Origin of the sequence: Streptomyces sp. NPDC093097 (genome assembly GCF_044754325.1) — a bacterium.
Taxonomy (GTDB): domain Bacteria; phylum Actinomycetota; class Actinomycetes; order Streptomycetales; family Streptomycetaceae; genus Streptomyces.
On record NZ_JBIVOW010000021.1, the window covers coordinates 88,935 to 105,618 of the forward strand.

At 73.2% G+C, this 16,684-nt stretch carries 18 protein-coding genes and 2 pseudogenes; 11 read left to right on the forward strand and 9 right to left on the reverse strand.

Annotation, left to right across the window (positions count from 1 at the left end; all coding sequences use genetic code 11):
• Position 1: 1 nt before the first annotated feature.
• The 3 genes from ACIQE0_RS29830 to ACIQE0_RS29840 all read left to right on the forward strand — a co-directional run bounded on the left by ACIQE0_RS29830 (position 2) and on the right by ACIQE0_RS29840 (position 1,869).
• Positions 2-862 (forward strand): hypothetical protein, encoded by an 861-nt coding sequence (locus tag ACIQE0_RS29830; RefSeq protein WP_402338068.1) that lies wholly within the window; start codon positions 2-4, stop codon positions 860-862.
• A 70-nt stretch (positions 863-932) separates the two neighbouring features.
• Positions 933-1,328, forward strand: coding sequence for a roadblock/LC7 domain-containing protein (locus tag ACIQE0_RS29835; protein WP_402338071.1), 396 nt, complete (start codon positions 933-935; stop codon positions 1,326-1,328).
• A 166-nt stretch (positions 1,329-1,494) separates the two neighbouring features.
• Positions 1,495-1,869 carry a hypothetical protein gene (locus tag ACIQE0_RS29840; RefSeq protein ID WP_366336780.1) on the forward strand — a complete coding sequence of 125 codons (375 nt, stop codon included), beginning with the start codon at positions 1,495-1,497 and terminating at the stop codon, positions 1,867-1,869.
• Positions 1,870-1,875: 6 nt separating this feature from the next.
• Here ACIQE0_RS29840 and ACIQE0_RS29845 read toward each other — a convergent pair whose 3' ends face one another.
• From ACIQE0_RS29845 to ACIQE0_RS29870, 6 genes and pseudogenes are all read right to left on the reverse strand, one after another.
• Positions 1,876-2,694, reverse strand: coding sequence for an urease accessory protein UreD (locus ACIQE0_RS29845; protein ID WP_402338075.1), 819 nt, complete (start codon positions 2,692-2,694; stop codon positions 1,876-1,878).
• On the reverse strand, positions 2,691-3,386 hold the full coding sequence (gene ureG / locus ACIQE0_RS29850) for an urease accessory protein UreG (RefSeq protein ID WP_366336776.1): 696 nt from the start codon (positions 3,384-3,386) through the stop codon (positions 2,691-2,693). Before ureG ends, ACIQE0_RS29845 begins: the two co-directional genes overlap by 4 nt.
• Before the next feature lie 58 nt (positions 3,387-3,444).
• A complete protein-coding gene (locus ACIQE0_RS29855; protein ID WP_366336774.1) occupies positions 3,445-4,119 on the reverse strand; it encodes an urease accessory UreF family protein in 675 nt (224 codons plus the stop codon).
• Positions 4,120-4,152: 33 nt separating this feature from the next.
• Positions 4,153-5,874: an urease subunit alpha gene (locus tag ACIQE0_RS29860; RefSeq protein WP_402338080.1), complete on the reverse strand. Its 1,722-nt coding sequence runs from the start codon at positions 5,872-5,874 to the stop codon at positions 4,153-4,155.
• A 115-nt stretch (positions 5,875-5,989) separates the two neighbouring features.
• Positions 5,990-6,295 (reverse strand): annotated as a pseudogene (locus ACIQE0_RS29865) (urease subunit beta); the annotation flags it as partial.
• 17 nt (positions 6,296-6,312) lie between these two features.
• Positions 6,313-6,615, reverse strand: a complete 303-nt coding sequence (locus ACIQE0_RS29870) for an urease subunit gamma (RefSeq protein WP_366336768.1) — start codon at positions 6,613-6,615, stop codon at positions 6,313-6,315.
• Between the two features lie 528 nt (positions 6,616-7,143).
• On the opposite strand from ACIQE0_RS29870, the gene ACIQE0_RS29875 reads away from it, so the two are divergent.
• Complete coding sequence (locus ACIQE0_RS29875; protein WP_366336766.1) at positions 7,144-8,091, forward strand: M28 family metallopeptidase; 948 nt, start codon at positions 7,144-7,146, stop codon at positions 8,089-8,091.
• 102 nt (positions 8,092-8,193) lie between these two features.
• Here the strand turns inward: ACIQE0_RS29875 and ACIQE0_RS29880 are convergent, their stop codons facing one another.
• Positions 8,194-8,508, reverse strand: a complete 315-nt coding sequence (locus ACIQE0_RS29880; protein WP_402338084.1) for a type II toxin-antitoxin system Phd/YefM family antitoxin — start codon at positions 8,506-8,508, stop codon at positions 8,194-8,196.
• Between the two features lie 59 nt (positions 8,509-8,567).
• Between ACIQE0_RS29880 and ACIQE0_RS29885 the strand changes: the two genes are divergently transcribed.
• The 4 genes and pseudogenes from ACIQE0_RS29885 to ACIQE0_RS29900 all read left to right on the forward strand — a co-directional run.
• Positions 8,568-9,200, forward strand: coding sequence for an ATP-dependent Clp protease proteolytic subunit (locus tag ACIQE0_RS29885; RefSeq protein WP_402338087.1), 633 nt, complete (start codon positions 8,568-8,570; stop codon positions 9,198-9,200).
• Between the two features lie 7 nt (positions 9,201-9,207).
• Complete coding sequence (locus ACIQE0_RS29890) at positions 9,208-9,516, forward strand: hypothetical protein (protein ID WP_366336760.1); 309 nt, start codon at positions 9,208-9,210, stop codon at positions 9,514-9,516.
• Positions 9,517-9,918: 402 nt separating this feature from the next.
• The gene (locus ACIQE0_RS29895) at positions 9,919-10,392 is read left to right on the forward strand and encodes a C40 family peptidase (RefSeq protein WP_402338091.1); all 474 of its coding nucleotides are present in this window, start codon (positions 9,919-9,921) and stop codon (positions 10,390-10,392) included.
• A gap of 56 nt (positions 10,393-10,448) precedes the next feature.
• Positions 10,449-11,078, forward strand: a pseudogene (locus ACIQE0_RS29900) (GNAT family N-acetyltransferase); the annotation flags it as partial.
• Between the two features lie 194 nt (positions 11,079-11,272).
• On the opposite strand, the gene ACIQE0_RS29905 reads toward ACIQE0_RS29900, so the two are convergent.
• Together ACIQE0_RS29905 and ACIQE0_RS29910 are read right to left on the reverse strand one after the other, a co-directional pair.
• Complete coding sequence (locus tag ACIQE0_RS29905; RefSeq protein WP_366336756.1) at positions 11,273-11,698, reverse strand: ATP-binding protein; 426 nt, start codon at positions 11,696-11,698, stop codon at positions 11,273-11,275.
• Positions 11,699-11,973: 275 nt separating this feature from the next.
• Positions 11,974-13,197 (reverse strand): 8-amino-7-oxononanoate synthase, encoded by a 1,224-nt coding sequence (locus tag ACIQE0_RS29910; protein ID WP_402338095.1) that lies wholly within the window; start codon positions 13,195-13,197, stop codon positions 11,974-11,976.
• A gap of 228 nt (positions 13,198-13,425) precedes the next feature.
• On the opposite strand from ACIQE0_RS29910, the gene bioB reads away from it, so the two are divergent.
• From bioB to bioD, 3 genes are all read left to right on the forward strand, one after another.
• Positions 13,426-14,568, forward strand: a complete 1,143-nt coding sequence (bioB, locus tag ACIQE0_RS29915) for a biotin synthase BioB (RefSeq protein WP_402338098.1) — start codon at positions 13,426-13,428, stop codon at positions 14,566-14,568.
• On the forward strand, positions 14,561-15,865 hold the full coding sequence (locus ACIQE0_RS29920) for an adenosylmethionine--8-amino-7-oxononanoate transaminase (protein ID WP_402338101.1): 1,305 nt from the start codon (positions 14,561-14,563) through the stop codon (positions 15,863-15,865). The genes bioB and ACIQE0_RS29920 overlap by 8 nt, the downstream gene beginning before the upstream one ends.
• Positions 15,866-15,951: 86 nt before the next feature.
• The gene (gene bioD / locus ACIQE0_RS29925) at positions 15,952-16,683 is read left to right on the forward strand and encodes a dethiobiotin synthase (protein WP_402338104.1); all 732 of its coding nucleotides are present in this window, start codon (positions 15,952-15,954) and stop codon (positions 16,681-16,683) included.
• The last annotated feature ends 1 nt before the right edge of the window (position 16,684 follow it).

The following is a 16,684-nucleotide window of genomic DNA, read 5'->3' on the forward strand; positions in this document are numbered from 1 at the left end:
CATGAGCCGGACGCCACTGCCCCACGGGTCCCCGATCGGTGACGACGGCCGGTCCGGTCCGCTCGGCCGCTACGCCGCCGAACGGGCCACCGGTGCGCTGCGCGGCCCGGACGGCTGCGTCTACCTCCACGAGGGCGCGGTCTACTGCGTGGAGTGCCCGGCGGCGCCCGACCTCGGCGCCCGGCTCGCACAGGCCGGCCGGCTGTCGCCGGAACACTGGCGGCACGCGGCGGAAGCGGCCGGAGCCACCCACCAGGGCGGCCGATTCCTGCTCCGGCGGGGCTGGTTGACCCGCGGCGAACTGGAGATCGGCCAGCTCTCCGCCCTGCTCGACGCGGCCTGCTTCGTCCTGCCGCCGGCCTCCGGGGCCACCTCCTTCACACCGGGCGACGTGCACTGGCTGGGCGTGATCCGCCCGGTCGGCGCCGCCGCCCTGCTGGACGCGGTCGAGCGCCGGCGGGCACAACTCGACCGCCTGGACGCCTGGGCGGCCGCCGACGGCGCACCGGTCGTCCCCCTGCGGCCGGAACGGGACGGCCATCCGCCCCTCACCGGCCGGCAGCGGTGGCTGCTCGCCCACGCCGACGGCGTGCGCACCCCCGGCGAACTCGCCCACGCGCTCGGCCAGTCGGCGTTCTGCACCCTGTTGGAGGTGCGGCGGCTGGCCGCGGCCGGGCGAGTACGACTGCCGCCCGCGCTGCCGCGCCGGCGCCCCGGCACCCATCAGGAAGGACGGCGTGCGCGCGATGCCGCGGCGGAGACGACGGTCTGGCACCTCCCGGACCCGGGTGCCCTGGAGATCACCGATCCGGACGTCGCCCTCCTCGTCCGCCTGCGCACCGCCCTGGAGGAGAACCTGTGAGTCCCTGTGACCCCCGCCCATGAGGCGCGTATTCGGAATGCGCGCCAGAAGAAGGAGCATCAGAAGACCGATGACGAGCGAGACCGAGGCGATCGCATCCGGTATCCGGGACGAATTGCTCGCGTTGCGCGATCACGTCCGGCATCTGCACGGCGGAATGGTGGCGAGCGCGGACGGCATGGTGATCGCCCATGACCTGCCGGACATCGAACCCGACGGCCTGGCCGCGCTCACCGCCGCGGCCATCGGCGTCGCCAAGCGGCTCACCGACGCCACCGGACAGGGCGGGTTCGAGGAAGCCCTGACGCGCGGCAGCCGGGGCTACGTCGCGGCGTACGCGGTGGGGAACCGCGCGGTGCTCACCGCCGTGGCGGGACCGGACACCAACGTGGGCCGGCTCCACCTCCAGGCCCGGCGCACCGCCGCCCGGATCGCGGCCCTGCTCGACGCGCCACCGGGCCGATGAGCGGCCGGTCCGCCGACTGCCGGGTGCGGACCGGTGTCCACCGGCCCCGACCCCGGACGTTCCCGCCCCCGGCCGCACGGCGGCCGAAGAAGTCCACCCGACCCGTACGACCGAACATCCAGCGAATCCGGCAAGCCGGCGAACCCACCGAAAGGCACGACCCCTCATGACACAGTTGGAAACCGCCCTCGGCGAAGCGATGTCGACGATCGAGGGTGCGATAGGCGTCGCCCTCGTCGACTACACCAGCGGTATGGCGCTCGCCACGCTGGGCGATCCCCAGACGTTCGATCTCGATGTGGCGGCGGCCGGGAACACCGATGTGGTCCGCGCGAAGTTGCGCACGATGGAGATGCTGGAACTCCAGGGCACCATCGAGGACATGCTCATCACCCTGACCTCGCAGTACCACATCCTCCGGCCGGTGACGGGCAAGAGCGGCAGCGGCCTGTTCCTCTATCTGGTGCTGGACCGCAAGCGCGCCAACCTCGCGCTGGCGCGCCGCCGCCTCGCCCTTCTGGAGGCCGATCTGGAGGTGTGAGCCTCCTCAGCCGGCCGCGGCCCCGTCCAGCAGTCGCCGCAGCGACAGGCCGTCCGGTGCGACCGCGGTGGCCAGGGCGGCGGGTCCGGCGAGCGGTGCCAGGACGCCCTGGCCGGCGCCGTCACCGGACGCCCCGCCGAGCAGCCGCACCTCGGCCGGCCGGTCGGCGAACTCCGGCCCGCAGAGCAGGAGTTGGCCGACGGCGCGGTGCCTGCCGAGGACGGCGGAGCTGTCCCAGCCGGGGACTCCGGGCCCGTAGGCGGTCTCCTGGTCGAGCAGGGTGCGGCCGGCCTGGCGGACCGTCAGGCGGCTGCGGAGCGCACCGGTGTGCTCACCGCTGCGGCCCAGGACCTGTTCCTCGCGGAACACCAGGCGGGCGGTGGGCGCGAGGTCGATGGTGGTGGTCATCCGCAGATCGCTGCCCTCGGCGGAGATCAGCGGTTCCGGCAGCCATTCGAGCCGGGCGCCGTCGCCGACGGTCAAGTGGACGTCGTAGGTGGCGACATCGCCGGTCCGGCCGGGCAGCGCGACGGTCGCCGCGGCCGCGGTGATCCGCAGGGCGGCGCCCGCCTCCACGGTGGCCTCGATACGCAGCCGGTCGCCGCCGAGCGGGGCGCTCATGGCGCCGACCAGGCAGACCCTGGCCTGGTCCGCGGGTGACTGGATGCGGCGGAGCGCGAACGGGCCGGCGCCGTCCAGGACCGGCAGCCGGGTGGCGCCGCCCCCGTCGTCGAAACGGGCGACGATACGGGCGGTGGCCCGCAGGCCGCCCGCCGGGAGGGCGGTGGCCTGCGGTGCGGTGGGGAGGGTCAGGGTGCGGGTCATGCCTGGGCCGCGGTCCAGTCCGCCAGCCGCGCCCGGACCCACTCCGCCACCGGCTTGACGCCGCCGGGCTGCTTGAGGGCGGTGAAGGCGACGGGCAGGTCGCCGCGCTGGGCCTTGGCGTCGCGGGCCATGCCCTCCAGGTCCACGCCGACGTAGGGGGCGAGGTCGGTCTTGTTGACGACCAGCAGGTCGGCGGTGGTGACACCGGGGCCGCCCTTGCGCGGGATGTCGTCGCCGCCGGCGGTGTCGATGACAAAGATCTGGGCGTCGACCAGACCCTTGGAGAAGGTCGCGGTGAGGTTGTCGCCGCCGGACTCGACCAGGATGAGGTCGAGCGAGCCGAGGCTCTCCTCCAGGTCCTCGACGGCTTCGAGGTTGGCGGAGATGTCGTCGCGGATGGCGGTGTGCGGGCAGGCACCGGTCTCCACGGCGACGATCCGCTCGGTGGGCAGGACCGCCTCGCGGCGCAGGAACTCGGCGTCCTCGCGGGTGTAGATGTCGTTGGTGACGACGGCGATGGACAACTCGTCCCGCAGTGCGCGGCACAGGGCGGCGACGGTGGCGGTCTTGCCGGTGCCGACCGGGCCGCCCAGGCCGATGCGCAGGGCGCGCCGGGTGCCGTCGGGACGGAGGGGGGCGGCGGCGCTGTAGGTGTGCCGCTCGGGGAAGCCGTCCTGGTGGTCGAGGTGCATGGTGACTCCGGTGGTTCGTACGGCCGCGGGGTGCGCGGCGCGGTGGGTGGACGGAAGGTCAGGACGCGAACAGCCGGACCGGCCAGGCGGCGTGTGCTTCGGCGGTGATGTCGAGCAACGGCGCGGAGGCGGCGGGCAGGACGTCCGGGCCCTCGGTGACGGCGCGGTGCGCGGCGTCGGCGCCCGCCTGCGCGACCTGTTCGAGGTCGTCGGTGAGGCGGGCGAGGACGGCGGTGGCGTCGAAGGGGTCCAGGCTCAGCAGGCGGACCGCGGCGGTGGCCGGGCCGCTGATGTTCTCGTAGGCGACCGCGTGGGCGGCGTCCAGGGGGGTGAGGCCGGCGGACCGGGCGGCCAGACCGAGGACGATGGGCTGGTGGGCGCCGCGCGGGCGGGCCGCGGCCAGCGCGTCCAGCTCGGCGCTGGGCCAGGTGGCGCGGGCGGCCCGCATCATCTGGCGGCCGAGCCGGCGGGCGACCTGGCGCAGCGCCGGGACCGGCGTGCGGGCGTCCGCCGCGTCGTCCAGGAGGAGCGGGTCCAGACCGGCCGCGGCCGCGGCGGCGAGCCCCGCGGCGACCAGCCCCGCGGTGTGCAGCCGGCCCCGGCAGAAGGTCGCGAGGGTGGCGGCGTCCTTGATGTGCCCCGCGGTGACGGCCGGTTCGGCGCCGCCCGAGTGGGCGTGCCCTCCGGCGGGGAACCGGCCGTCGGCGAGGACGAGCAGCGCTGCGCGGCTCATCGTTGGTGCTCCGGATCGTATCTCGGCGGTACGTCAGAAGAGGAAGTACCGCTGGGCCATGGGGAGTTCGGCGGCGGGGGCGGGTTCGACCACCTCGTCGTCGATGGTCACCGTGAAGGTGTCGGGGTTGACGTGGACCCGCGGCAGGGCGTCGTTGTTGCGCATATCGGCCTTCTTGACCCCGCGGGTGGAGCGGATGGCCTCGAAGGACTTCCCCAGCGGGAGGCGCTCGGGGAGGTTGTCCTCCAGGGCCTGCTGGGAGACGAAGTTGACCGAGTTGCTGCCGGGGGCCCGGCCGGTGGCGCCGAACATCGGGCGGGGCAGGATCGGCTGCGGGGTGGGGATGGAGGCGTTGGCGTCGCCCATCTGCGCGTAGGCGATCTGGCCGCCCTTGATGACCAGTTGGGGCTTGACGCCGAAGAACGCCGGGTCCCACAGGACGAGGTCGGCGAGCTTGCCGCTCTCGACCGAGCCGACGACGTGGTCGATGCCCTGGGCGAGCGCCGCGTTGATGGTGTACTTCGCGACGTAGCGCCGGGCGCGGTGGTTGTCCGCGCGGCCGTCACCGGGCAGCGCGCCCCGGCGGCGCTTCATGACGTGCGCGGTCTGCCAGGTCCGCAGCACGACCTCGCCGATCCGGCCCATGGCCTGGGCGTCGGAGGACATGATCGAGATGGCGCCGAGGTCGTGCAGGATGTCCTCGGCGGCGATGGTGGAGGGCCGGATCCGGGACTCGGCGAAGGCCAGGTCCTCCGGGACGGCGGGGTTGAGGTGGTGGCAGACCATCAGCATGTCGAGGTGTTCCTCGATGGTGTTGACGGTGTGCGGCCGCGTGGGGTTGGTGGACGCGGGCAGCACGTTGGGCTCGGAGACCATCGCGATCATGTCGGGGGCATGGCCGCCGCCGGCGCCCTCGACGTGGAACGCGTGGATGGAGCGGCCGGCGATGGCGGCGATGGTGTCGCCGAGGAAACCGGCCTCGTTGAGGGTGTCGGTGTGGATGGCGAGCTGGGCGCCGCTCTCCTCGCACACCCGCAGGCAGGCGTCCAGGACGGCGGGGGTGGCGCCCCAGTCCTCATGGATCTTGAAGCCGAGGACGCCGGCGCGCAGTTGGTCGCGCATCGACGGCAGGGACATGGTGTTGCCCTTGCCGAGCAGACCGACGTTGACCGGGACGCTGTCCATGCCCTCCAGGAGCCGGGCGATGTGCCAGGCACCGGGGGTGATGGTGGTGGCCTTGCTGCCCTCGGCCGGGCCGGTGCCACCGCCGATCATGGTGGTGATGCCCGAGGCCAGCGCCTCGTCCGCCTGCTGGGGGCAGATGAAGTGGACGTGGGTGTCGATGCCGCCGGCGGTGAGGATCTTGCCGTTGCCCGCGATGACCTCGGTCTCCGGGCCGATGACCAGGTCGGGGTGGACGCCCTCCATGGTGTCCGGGTTGCCGGCCTTGCCCAGGGCGGTGATCCTGCCGTCGCGGATGCCGACGTCGGCCTTGACGATGCCCCAGTGGTCGAGCACCACGGCGCCGGTGATCACGGTGTCCGGCGCGCCCTGCGCGCGAGTGACGCGGGACTGGCCCATCGACTCGCGGATCACCTTGCCGCCGCCGAAGACCGCTTCGTCACCGGCCCGTCCGGGGCCCCCGGAGCGGTCCTCGGAGATCTCGATGACCAGGTCGGTGTCGGCGAGCCGGATGCGGTCGCCGACCGTGGGGCCGAAGAGGGCGGCGTATTCCTGGCGGGTCAGTTCAGACACCTTCGACTCCGTTCTCCCCCAGACTCCGTCCGGGGGCACCCCCATCTCCGGACGCTCGGAGACGGTGCAGGTCGTTCCACGGCTGCGGCCCGACGGCCTCCCGTGCGTTGCTCTCGTCGAGGGAGCCCGCGATCTCACCGCGCAGGCCCGCGACGATCCGCTTGCCGGCGAGGGGGACCAGCTCGACCTCGGTGGGGATGCCGGGCTCGAAGCGCACGGCGGAGCCGGCCGCGACGTTCAGCCGCAGGCCGTGCGCGGCCGCGCGGTCGAAGTCGAGGCCGGGGTTGGCCTCGGCGAAGTGGTAGTGGGAGCCGACCTGGACGGGGCGGTCGGCGGAGTTGAGGACGGTCATGCGCGTGAGGGGGAGGCCTTCGTTGAGGCGCACCGGCTCGTCGGCGTAGAGGATCTGTCCCGGGATCATGTTCTGCGCTCCCGTGGTCAGTTGATGGGTTCGTGAACGGTGACGAGCTTGGTGCCGTCGGGGAAGGTGGCCTCGACCTGGACGTCGTGGATCATCTCCGGGACGCCTTCCATGACGTCGTCACGGGAGAGCACCTTGCGTCCGGAGGACATCAGCTCGGCGACGGTGCGGCCGTCGCGCGCTCCTTCAAGGATGTGCACCGTCAACAGGGCGATGGCTTCCGGGTGGTTGAGCTTCACACCTCGGACACGTCGCTTTTCGGCCACGTCTGCCGCCACATGAATCAACAACCGTTCCTGCTCATGCGGGGTCAGTTGCATACGTTCCACCTCACAGGTTTCCACCCGGGCGCATTTACCCAGGTCACAGGCGTGAACATACCTGCATGATTAGATGTAGCACACAATGATTAAAGGGGGAGCAAACGGACTTCCACTAGTTGATCAGTAACTCCCTCATCGGGGAGGCTAGTTCGGCGAGATTTCGATGCCGATACCGGCGCGAGGAATTCCACACCCCCTGTCGCGCCTGGCCTAACCCACCGAAAATCACCGGCTGTTACCGCCCGGCGACTACTCCGGCGACCGCTCACCCCGCCCCGGCCTCCGACGCCACACTCCCCTCGCGGTGGCGCGTTCCCCCTCCCCAACTCCCTTCCGGAGTGCGGAAAAGCAGCCGGACAGCTCACGACCAACGGGAAATACCCCCCGAAAACAGGCGCCATTCCGATGCCCGGACGCAGCTGTCCGATATTCGCCCTTGACCGCAAGGAAAGCCCCTCGGAATCCTCATGCTCGCGTCAAGATTTCCGCTGCGCTTCACCCCCCACAACAGCATCGGAGCCTTCCGTGTCACGCTCAACCCGCATACGCCGCGCCGTCCTCACCTCCGGCGCCGCCACCGCCGTCGCCGCCCTGCTGGGCACCGCGGCGGTCGCCCAGGCCACCTCACCCCAGATCCAGGCCGCGCCGGACATCCCGGTGGCCGGCATCAAGGCCCACCTGGACCAGCTCCAGTCCATAGCCGACGCCAACGGCGGCAACCGCGCCCACGGCCAGCCCGGCTACAAGGCGTCGGTCGACTACATCAAGGGCAAGCTGGACGCGGCCGGATTCACCACCACCGTCCAGGAGTTCAACAGCGGCGGCGCCAAGGGCTACAACCTGGTCGCCGACTGGCCGGGCGGCGCCGAGGACTCGACGGTCATGGTCGGCTCGCACCTCGACTCGGTCGAGGCCGGACCGGGCATCAACGACGACGGCTCCGGCTCGGCCGGCATCCTGGAGGTCGCACTGGCGGTCTCCAAGGAGCACCTCCAACCCGCCAAGCACCTCCGGTTCGCCTGGTGGGGCGACGAGGAGGACGGCATGGTCGGCTCCCAGCACTACGTCGACACCCTGGGCGCCGACCGGTCGAAGATCTCCACGTACCTGAACTTCGACATGATCGGCTCGCCGAACCCGGGCTACTTCGTCTACCACTACGACGACAAGCTCGCGAAGGTCTTCACCGACTGGTTCGGCACCAAGAAGATCGCCACCGAGTGGGACACCGAGGGCGACGGCCGCTCCGACCACGCCCCCTTCCAGCAGGCCGGCATCCCGGTCGGCGGGCTGTTCTCCGGGGCCGACTACATCAAGACCGAAGCCCAGGCGAAGAACTGGGGCGGCACCGCGGGCAAGGCGTTCGACGCCTGCTACCACCGCTCCTGCGACACGTCGAAGAACATCGACGACACCGCGCTGCACAACAACACCGACGCCATCGCCAACGCGGTGTGGCAGCTCAGCTCCTGACGCCCCGGCGGCATGGACGGCCGCACCGCGCGGCCGTCCCCCAGGCCCTGTCGCCACGGTCCCGTCCGCAGACAGGAGACTGACGACAGGACCTCGCCGCGGTCACCCCTCCCGACCCGGTCGCCGATTCCCGGCGGCCGGGTCGCGGTGTTCCGCCGCGATACCGAAGCGCTGACGTTCGCCCGGAGCGGACGGCAGGTGCCGCATGGACGAGACCGTGCTGATCACCTGCTCCTGCTCCGCGGCCTCCTCCTCCCGCCCCAGCTCTTCGAGTCGTTCCAGGTCAGCGGCAGACACCAGCGCCACGAGCGGTTTGCCATGGCGGGTGACGACCACCCGCTCGCCGCCGTACACGACGCGGTTGATCAGATCCGCGAGCTCGGCCCGGGCTTGCGTCACCGGAATTTCGTAGGCCATGCTCCCATTCTAACGGGATGTACGTCCTGTACATTTTTTACAGACGGAAGGGAGCAGTCATGCTGCGGTCGACGGCCCGCTACGTCCTGCCGGAGTTCACCGAGCGCACCAGCTACGGAACCCGGACCCTGGACCCGTACTCCAAGCTGCTCGGCGAGCGGATCGTCTTCCTGGGCACGCCCCTCGACGACGCCTCCGCCAACGACGTGATGGCGCAGCTCATCCACCTCGAACACGCCGCACCGGACCAGGACATCTCGCTCTACATCAACTCCCCCGGCGGCTCGTTCACCGCGATGTGCGCGATCTACGACACGATGCGCTTCGTCTCCTGCGACGTGGAGACCGTCTGCCTGGGCCAGGCGGCCTCCGCGGCCGCGGTCCTGCTGGCCGCCGGCGCCCCGGGGAAGCGGCTGGCCCTCCCGCACGCCCGGGTGATGATCCATCAGCCGGCGTTCAGCGAAGCGGTCCAGGGCCAGGCCGACGACCTGCGGATCCAGGCGGAGGAGATGCTGCGTACCCGCAACAAGCTGGAGGAGATGCTGGCCGAGCACACCGGCCAGCCCCTGGAGCGGATCGCCGCGGACACCGAGCGGGACACCTTCTTCGACGCCCCCGCCGCCCAGGAGTACGGGCTGATCGACGGGCTCACCCGCGGGCGCAAGCGGTCCGTGCAGTCCTTCGAGGGGTGAGGGCGCGGTGCTGCCACCGGAGCTGCCGCCGCTGCCCGCGCTCACCCGGGCCGAGGGGGAACTGATCGACTCCTACCTGGCGGTGCTGGATCTGCTGGGCCGGATCAACCCGGCCCGCGGCGCCACCACTTACGCCGGCCTGCGCGCCGCCCAGGCCCTGGTCGGCAAGTCCGCCGAGCTGCGGGACGCACTGGCCCTGATGCACGACCGCGGGGAGAGCGAGCTGCACAGCGCGACCCTGGGGCGGGCGCTGCGGGTGCTGGACGGGGAGCGCCGGGCACGGCGGGTGACCGTGCCACCGCAGGACGAGCCCTGATCGGACGGCCGCGAGGGGCACCCTGAGGCCGGCGTGAGGCCCGTCCAGAGGGGGTGCCCCGCGCCGGGACACGGGCGGCTTCCGGGCGCCCGGACGGCGTAGCGTGCGGGGCTGCGGTAAGGGGGCGAGGAATTGCGCGGCTCACCGAAAATTCCCGCCCCCCTTGGGTTTCTGCCCTGGTCCGCGCCCCGCCGACGAGCCGATGACGGGGCCGGATGGAACAAATACACCCATTGGCGCCAAACGTGACCAATGTCACATACGGCATTTTCAGCTCGGAAATCGGGCGGGTAGTGCGTGACGATCCCTTTCGACGACAAGCCCCCGCCACAGCGACGGGGCGGTCCGGACGGACAGCAGCTTCCGCCGTCGTCCGGATCACCGGCTGACGAAGGGTTGCGCATGACCATGCGCGTGCAGCTGCCGCATCTCCTGGTGCGCGCCGGCACCGTCTCCGCCCTCACCCTGGTCGCCCTGGCCGGTCCCGTACCGGGCCTGGGTGCGACCGCGGAGGCCGCGAAGGCCCCTGTGCCCACCAAAGCGCTGCGGATCGCCGCCTCCAAGAAGGGCGCGCCGTACCGCTGGGGCGCCCAGGGACCGAACAGCTTCGACTGCTCAGGACTGACGCGCTACTCGTTCCGGCGCGCCGGGCGGGCCCTGCCACGCACCGCGGACCAGCAGTACCGGCACACCAGGCGCATCTCGCGTGCCGCCCGCAGGACCGGGGATCTGGTCTTCTTCCACTCCCGCCGCGGGATCTACCACGTCGGCATCTACGCCGGCGGCAACCGGATCTGGCACGCGCCCAAGACCGGCGCGGTAGTCCGGCTGGAGCGGATCTGGAGTCACGCCGTCTCGTACGGGCGGGTGCGCTGACCGGGGATGATGCCGGCGCACGGCCAACTGTCAGTGGTGCTCGGTAACTTGGCGATGTGACCTCGGAACTGAGCAAGCTGCTGACGGCCGCGGCGCGCGGGAGCTTCCCGCCCGCCGACGGGTCGGTGACGGTGCTGCCGCCGCCCTCCCCGCGCGATGCCGGGGTGGCGTCCTTCACCGCCCACGCCGTGGTGTTCGCCGACGTGCCGGCGTCATGGGTGCGCGAGCGGATACCGCCGGGCGACCTCGCGGCGCCGCTCGCCCCGCCGTTCCTCGGTGCGCTCGGCGCCCGGCTCGGCCGCGAGGTCCACACCGTCGACATGCTCACGATCGCCGAAGCCCTCCCCGGCCCGCCACCGCGGGCGCTGACCGAGGTCACCGACCACGACCACCCGCGGATATCCCGGGCCCTCCGGTTCCGCGACGCGGTACGGGCCTGGACGACCGCCGACGGCGGGACGGTGGTGGTCGGCCGCGGGGTGGCCGGCCGCTGGGAGATGGCCGTGGAGGTGGACGCCGTCGCCCAAGGGCGCGGGCTGGGACGGGAGCTGGCCCGGGCCGCGCGCCATCTGGTGCCGGCGGGCGAGCCGTTGTGGGCCCAGGTCGCACCGGGCAATGCGCGCAGCGTGCGGGCCCTGCTGGCGGCCGGGTTCCGGCCGATCGGGACGGAGGCGCTGCTGGTGCCGCCCGGGGAGCGCGATGAGGCGCTGCCGTCGCCCGCCCGGAGGGCGTGCCGGGCGGAGGGCGTGCCGCCCGGAGGGCGTGCCGGGCGGACGGCAGACGGCAGACGGCAGACGGGAGTTCGACGACCGCGCCGAGGGCCGTCCGGCGGATCGGGGCGGCGCCCCGGGAGCCGCATCGTTCCGGCGGGCCGTCGCCGTCAGGGTGCCGTGGCCGGCCACGGCACCGTCACCCAGACCGTCTTGCCGCCGGCGGCCGGCTCGACCCAGAGTCGGCCGCCCCGTTCCGCGGCCAGCGAGCGGACGATCACCAGGCCCCGGCCGTTGTCCTGCCGCACCGCGGCGGGCAGGCGGCGCGGCGGGCTCGGATGGCCGTCGGTGACGCCCAGACACAGCCGTGCGTCGTGGTCCAGGCGGAGTTCGACGGTGAAATGCGGGGACCGGCCGCGGGTGTGCTGGACGGCGTTGGTGGCGAGTTCGGAGACGATCAGGACGAGATCGTCGACGGCCGACTCCTCGGGCGGCAGGCCCCAGTGGACGAGGACGTCCCGGATGTGCCCGCGGGCGTCGGCGACCGAGGTGTCCAGGCTCGGCAGCGTGCGGGTGGATTCCTGGTGGTCTGCCATGACGGGCCGTCCCTTTCCCACCGAGGCGCGGCGTCGGCCCGTCAGAAACGCGCATGCCGGCCGGGGCTCACGTCCTCGGATGTGTGCTGTGCGCCAGACTGCCACCCATGCCGCCGATGTGGCGGATGATCGCCCAAGACATACGGACTCCTGTCGCCGGCCCTCGTCCGATGCGGTGAACTCTGCGGTGACGTAGGGCGTTTGAGGTGTCTGAGGCGGCCGGGGCGGTGCCGTGGCCCGGTGCGCCGCGGTGGCGGCGCTGCCGGGCGGTGACTTCAGGCCACCGGCGCGGTCGCCACGACAGCGCCGACCGCCATGGCGATCTGCGCGTCGGTCAGGTCGGCCCGGGCGGTCAGCCGCAGCCGGGAGATCCCGTCGGGCACGGACGGCGGGCGGAAGCAGCCGACCGCGAGCCCGGCCGCCCGGCAGTCCGCCGCCCAACGGACCGCCGCCTCCGGGGAGGGGGCGCGGACGGAGACCACCGCGGCGTCCGGGCGGACCGCCGTCAGGCCCGCCGCGGTGAGCCCGGCGTGCAGTTCCCCGGCCACCTGCCGGACCCGCGCCGGGCGGTGCGGCTCGCGGCGCAGCAACCGGAGGGCGGCCAGCGCCCCGCCGACCGCCGCCGGCGCCAGCCCGGTGTCGAAGATGAACGAGCGGGCGGTGTTGACCAGATGCTCGATGACCCGGGCCGGGCCGAGCACCGCGCCGCCCTGGGAACCGAGGGACTTGGAGAGGGTCATGGTCGCCACCACGTCGGCGTCTCCGGCGAGCCCGGCGGCGGCGAGCGCACCGCGGCCCCCGTCGCCCAGCACGCCGAGCCCGTGCGCGTCGTCGACCAGCAGCGCGGCGTCGCGGGTGCGGCAGGCGTCGGCGAGCGCGGCCAGCGGCGCGGCGTCGCCGTCGACCGAGAAGACCGAGTCGGTGAGCGCCAGCGCCCGGCCGTCGTGGCCGGCCAGCGCGGCACGGACGGCCGCGGGGGCGGCGTGCGGGACCACCTCGGTGCGGGCCCGGGAGAGCCGGCAGCCGTCGATGAGGGAGGCGTGGTTGCCGGCGTCGGAGACGACCAGGGTGCCGGGGGCGGTGAGCGCGGTGACCGCGGCGAGGTTGGCGGTGTACCCGGAGGACAGCACCAGCGCCGCCTCGAAACCGGTGAACGCGGCCAGTTCGCACTCCAGTTGGGCGTGCAGCTCGGTGCTGCCGGTCACCAGCCGGGAGCCGGTCGCGCCGGCGCCCCAGCGCTCGGCGGCCTCGGCCGCGCCCCGCGTCACCTCCGGGTGCCGGGCCAGCCCGAGGTAGTCGTTGCCGGCCAGGTCCAGCAGCGGGGAGTCGGCCGGGCGGGGTCGGAGGGTGCGGACCAGGCCGGCGCGGCGGCGTTCGGTGCGGGCGGCGTCGATCCAGTCGAACGCCGCGCCGGAGGACGGCCGGCGGGCCGCTGCGGCCGACTCGGCGGGCGCGGTCTGGGTGTCGTGCAACAGCGTCGGGGCGGGGTCCTGCGGCATCGGCGTCCTTCGTCTGTCGGCCGGGGCGACACGCCGTCCGCCCGGCCCGGTGAGCGGGCCCGGGGAGCGGTCGCGGCAACGGTCCTGCGCGGCCTCGATTGTGGGCTGTCGATAGACGTTAGCGGTCGTTCAACTCGAAGACGGTGTGGTGATACACACACCCCGATCGATGGCCATTGTGGGAATCCTCCTTGGCCGGGGGCCGGGCCGTACGCCAGGATCATCGCCATGGAGCTGCTGAACACACTGGTGGACAAGGGGCTGCGGCGCGAGGTGCCGACCCGTGACGAGGCGCTCGCCGTACTGGCGACGTCCGACGAGGAACTGCTCGACGTGGTGGCCGCGGCGGGGAAGGTGCGCCGCGAGTGGTTCGGGCGGCGGGTCAAGCTCAACTACCTCGTCAACCTCAAGTCGGGCCTGTGCCCGGAGGACTGCTCGTACTGCTCCCAGCGGCTGGGCTCGAAGGCCGAGATCCTCAAGTACACCTGGCTGAAGCCGGACGAGGCGTCCAAGGCGGCCGCGGCCGGGGTGGCCGGCGGCGCCAAGCGGGTGTGCCTGGTGGCCAGCGGCCGGGGGCCGACGGACCGGGACGTGGAGCGGGTCACGGAGACCATCTCCACCATCAAGGAGGAGAACGAGGGCGTCGAGGTCTGCGCCTGCCTGGGGCTGCTGAACGACGGTCAGGCGGAGCGGCTGCGCGCGGCGGGCGCCGACGCCTACAACCACAACCTCAACACCTCGGAAGCCACTTACGGCGACATCTGCACCACGCACGACTTCTCCGACCGGGTCGACACCGTCCAGCAGGCCCAGGCGGCGGGGATGTCGGCCTGCTCCGGACTGATCGCCGGCATGGGCGAGAGCGACGCCGACCTGGTCGACGTGGTCTTCGCGCTGCGCGAGCTGGACCCGGACTCGGTGCCGGTCAACTTCCTGATCCCGTTCGAGGGCACCCCGCTGGCCAAGGAGTGGCACCTCACCCCGCAGCGCTGCCTGCGCATCCTGGCGATGGTCCGGTTCGTCTGCCCGGACGTGGAGGTCCGGCTGGCCGGCGGCCGCGAGGTGCATCTGCGCAGCCTCCAGCCGCTCGCCCTGCACCTGGTCAACTCCATCTTCCTGGGCGACTACCTGACCAGCGAGGGCCAGGCCGGCAAGGACGACCTCGCAATGATCGCGGACGCCGGGTTCGAGGTGGAGGGCACCGACACCACCACGCTGCCGGCGCACCGCAGGGACGCGGCGGCATGCGGGGAGGCGGAGCCGGCGACCGCGCCGGAGGCCACCGTCCCGGGCCCCTCCGAGGAGACCCGCCGCGATCTGGTCGCGGTGCGCCGCCGCGGCGCCGGCACCGACCTGCCGCCCAATGCCTGAGCCGCTCACCCCCGATGCCCTGCTGGCGCTCGACCGGCAGCACGTCTGGCACCCGTACGGGCCGATGCCCGGCCGGAGCGAGCCGCTGCTGGTCGAGTCCGCCGCCGGCGTCCGGCTGCGGCTGGGCCGGCCGGCCGAGGGCCACTCCGAGCTGGTGGACGGGATGTCGTCCTGGTGGTCGGCGGTGCACGGCTACAACCACCCGGTGCTCAACGACGCGGCCCGCGGCCAGTTGGAGCGGATGAGCCATGTGATGTTCGGCGGGCTCACCCACGAACCCGCCGTCCGGCTCGCCAAGCGGCTGGTGGACATCACCCCCGCTCCGCTCCAGCACGTCTTCCTCGCCGACTCCGGTTCGGTGTCGGTCGAGGTGGCGGTCAAGATGTGCCTCCAGTACTGGCGTTCCCAGGGGAAGCCGCACAAGCAGCGGCTGCTGACCTGGCGCGGCGGCTACCACGGCGACACCTGGCAGCCGATGTCGGTGTGCGATCCGGACGGCGGGATGCACCACCTCTGGCAGGGCGTGCTGCCAGAGCAACTCTTCGCGGACGCACCGCCGGCCGGCTTCGACGCCCCTCTGGACGCCGGGTACGCGGCGCACCTGCGGGAGTTGATCGGCCGGCACGCCGACGCATTGGCGGCGGTGATCGTGGAGCCGGTGGTCCAGGGCGCGGGCGGGATGGCGTTCCACTCCCCCGGCTATCTGCGGGTGCTCCGCGAGGCCTGCGACGCCCACGGCGTGCTGCTGGTCTTCGACGAGATCGCCACCGGATTCGGCCGGACCGGAACCCTGTTCGCGGCCGAGCACGCCGGGGTCGCCCCGGACGTGATGTGCGTGGGCAAGGCGCTGACCGGCGGCTATCTGACGCTGGCGGCGACGCTGTGCACCACGGAGGTCGCCGAGGGGATCTCCCGCGGCGAACTGCCGGTGCTGGCGCACGGCCCCACCTTCATGGGCAATCCGCTGGCCGCCGCCGTCGCCGAGGCGTCCGTCGAGCTGCTGCTGTCCCAGGACTGGGCGCAGGAGGTCAAACGGATCGAGGCCGGACTCCGGGACGGGCTGGCGCCCGCCGCGGAGCTCCCCGGGGTGCGCGAGGCGCGCGTCCTGGGCGCGATCGGCGTGGTCCAGCTCGACCACCCCGTGGACATGGCGGCCGCCACCCGGGCCGCCGTCCGGGAGGGCGTCTGGCTGCGCCCGTTCCGCGACCTGATCTACACCATGCCGCCGTACATCACCGGCGACGAGGACGTGGCGCGGATCTGCGCCGCGGTGTGCGCGGCCGCCCGCGAGGGCTGAACCCGCGCCGCGGGCGGGGGCGGCCGGTCCGCCCCCGCCGGTCCCTCTCCCCCACCACCAGCGACGAGTTCGAAAGGGCACACCACATGTCGGTGCTGTTCGTGACCGGTACGGGTACCGAGATCGGCAAGACCATGACCACCGCCGCGGTCGCCGCGGCAGCGCTTCGCCAGGGCCGCTCGGTCGCGGTCCTCAAGGCCGTCCAGACCGGCGTCGCCCCGGACGAGCCGGGGGACGCGGCGGAGGTCGAACGGCTGGCCGGCCCGGTCACCCTCGCCGAACTCGCCCGGTATCCGGAGCCGTTGGCGCCCGACACGGCCGCCCGGCGGGCCGGCCGGCCGGCGGTGCGTCCGCACGAGATCGCCGAGGCCGCGCTGAAGCTGGCCGCCTCGCACGACCTGGTCCTGGTCGAGGGCGCCGGCGGGCTGCTGGTCCGCTTCGACGACGAGGGCCACACCCTCGCCGACGCGGCACGGCTGGCCGGCGCCCCGGTCCTGGTGGTCGTCGAGGCCGGCCTGGGCACCCTCAACTCCACGGCGCTGACCGCGCTGGCGCTGCGCAGCCACGGCCTGGACTGCCCCGGCGTCGTGATCGGCAGCTGGCCGGCCGAGCCCGATCTCGCGGCCCGCTGCAACCTCGCCGACCTGCCCCGCGCCGCCGGCGCCCCGCTGCTCGGCGCCCTCCCGGCGGGCTCCGGCGCCCTGCCGCCGGACGCCTTCCGCACCGCGGCCCCCGACTGGCTGGCACCGGAACTGGGCGGCACGGGGACGTTCGACCCGACCCGCCCCGGCTCCCAACCGGCCTCCTCTGCACGGTAGT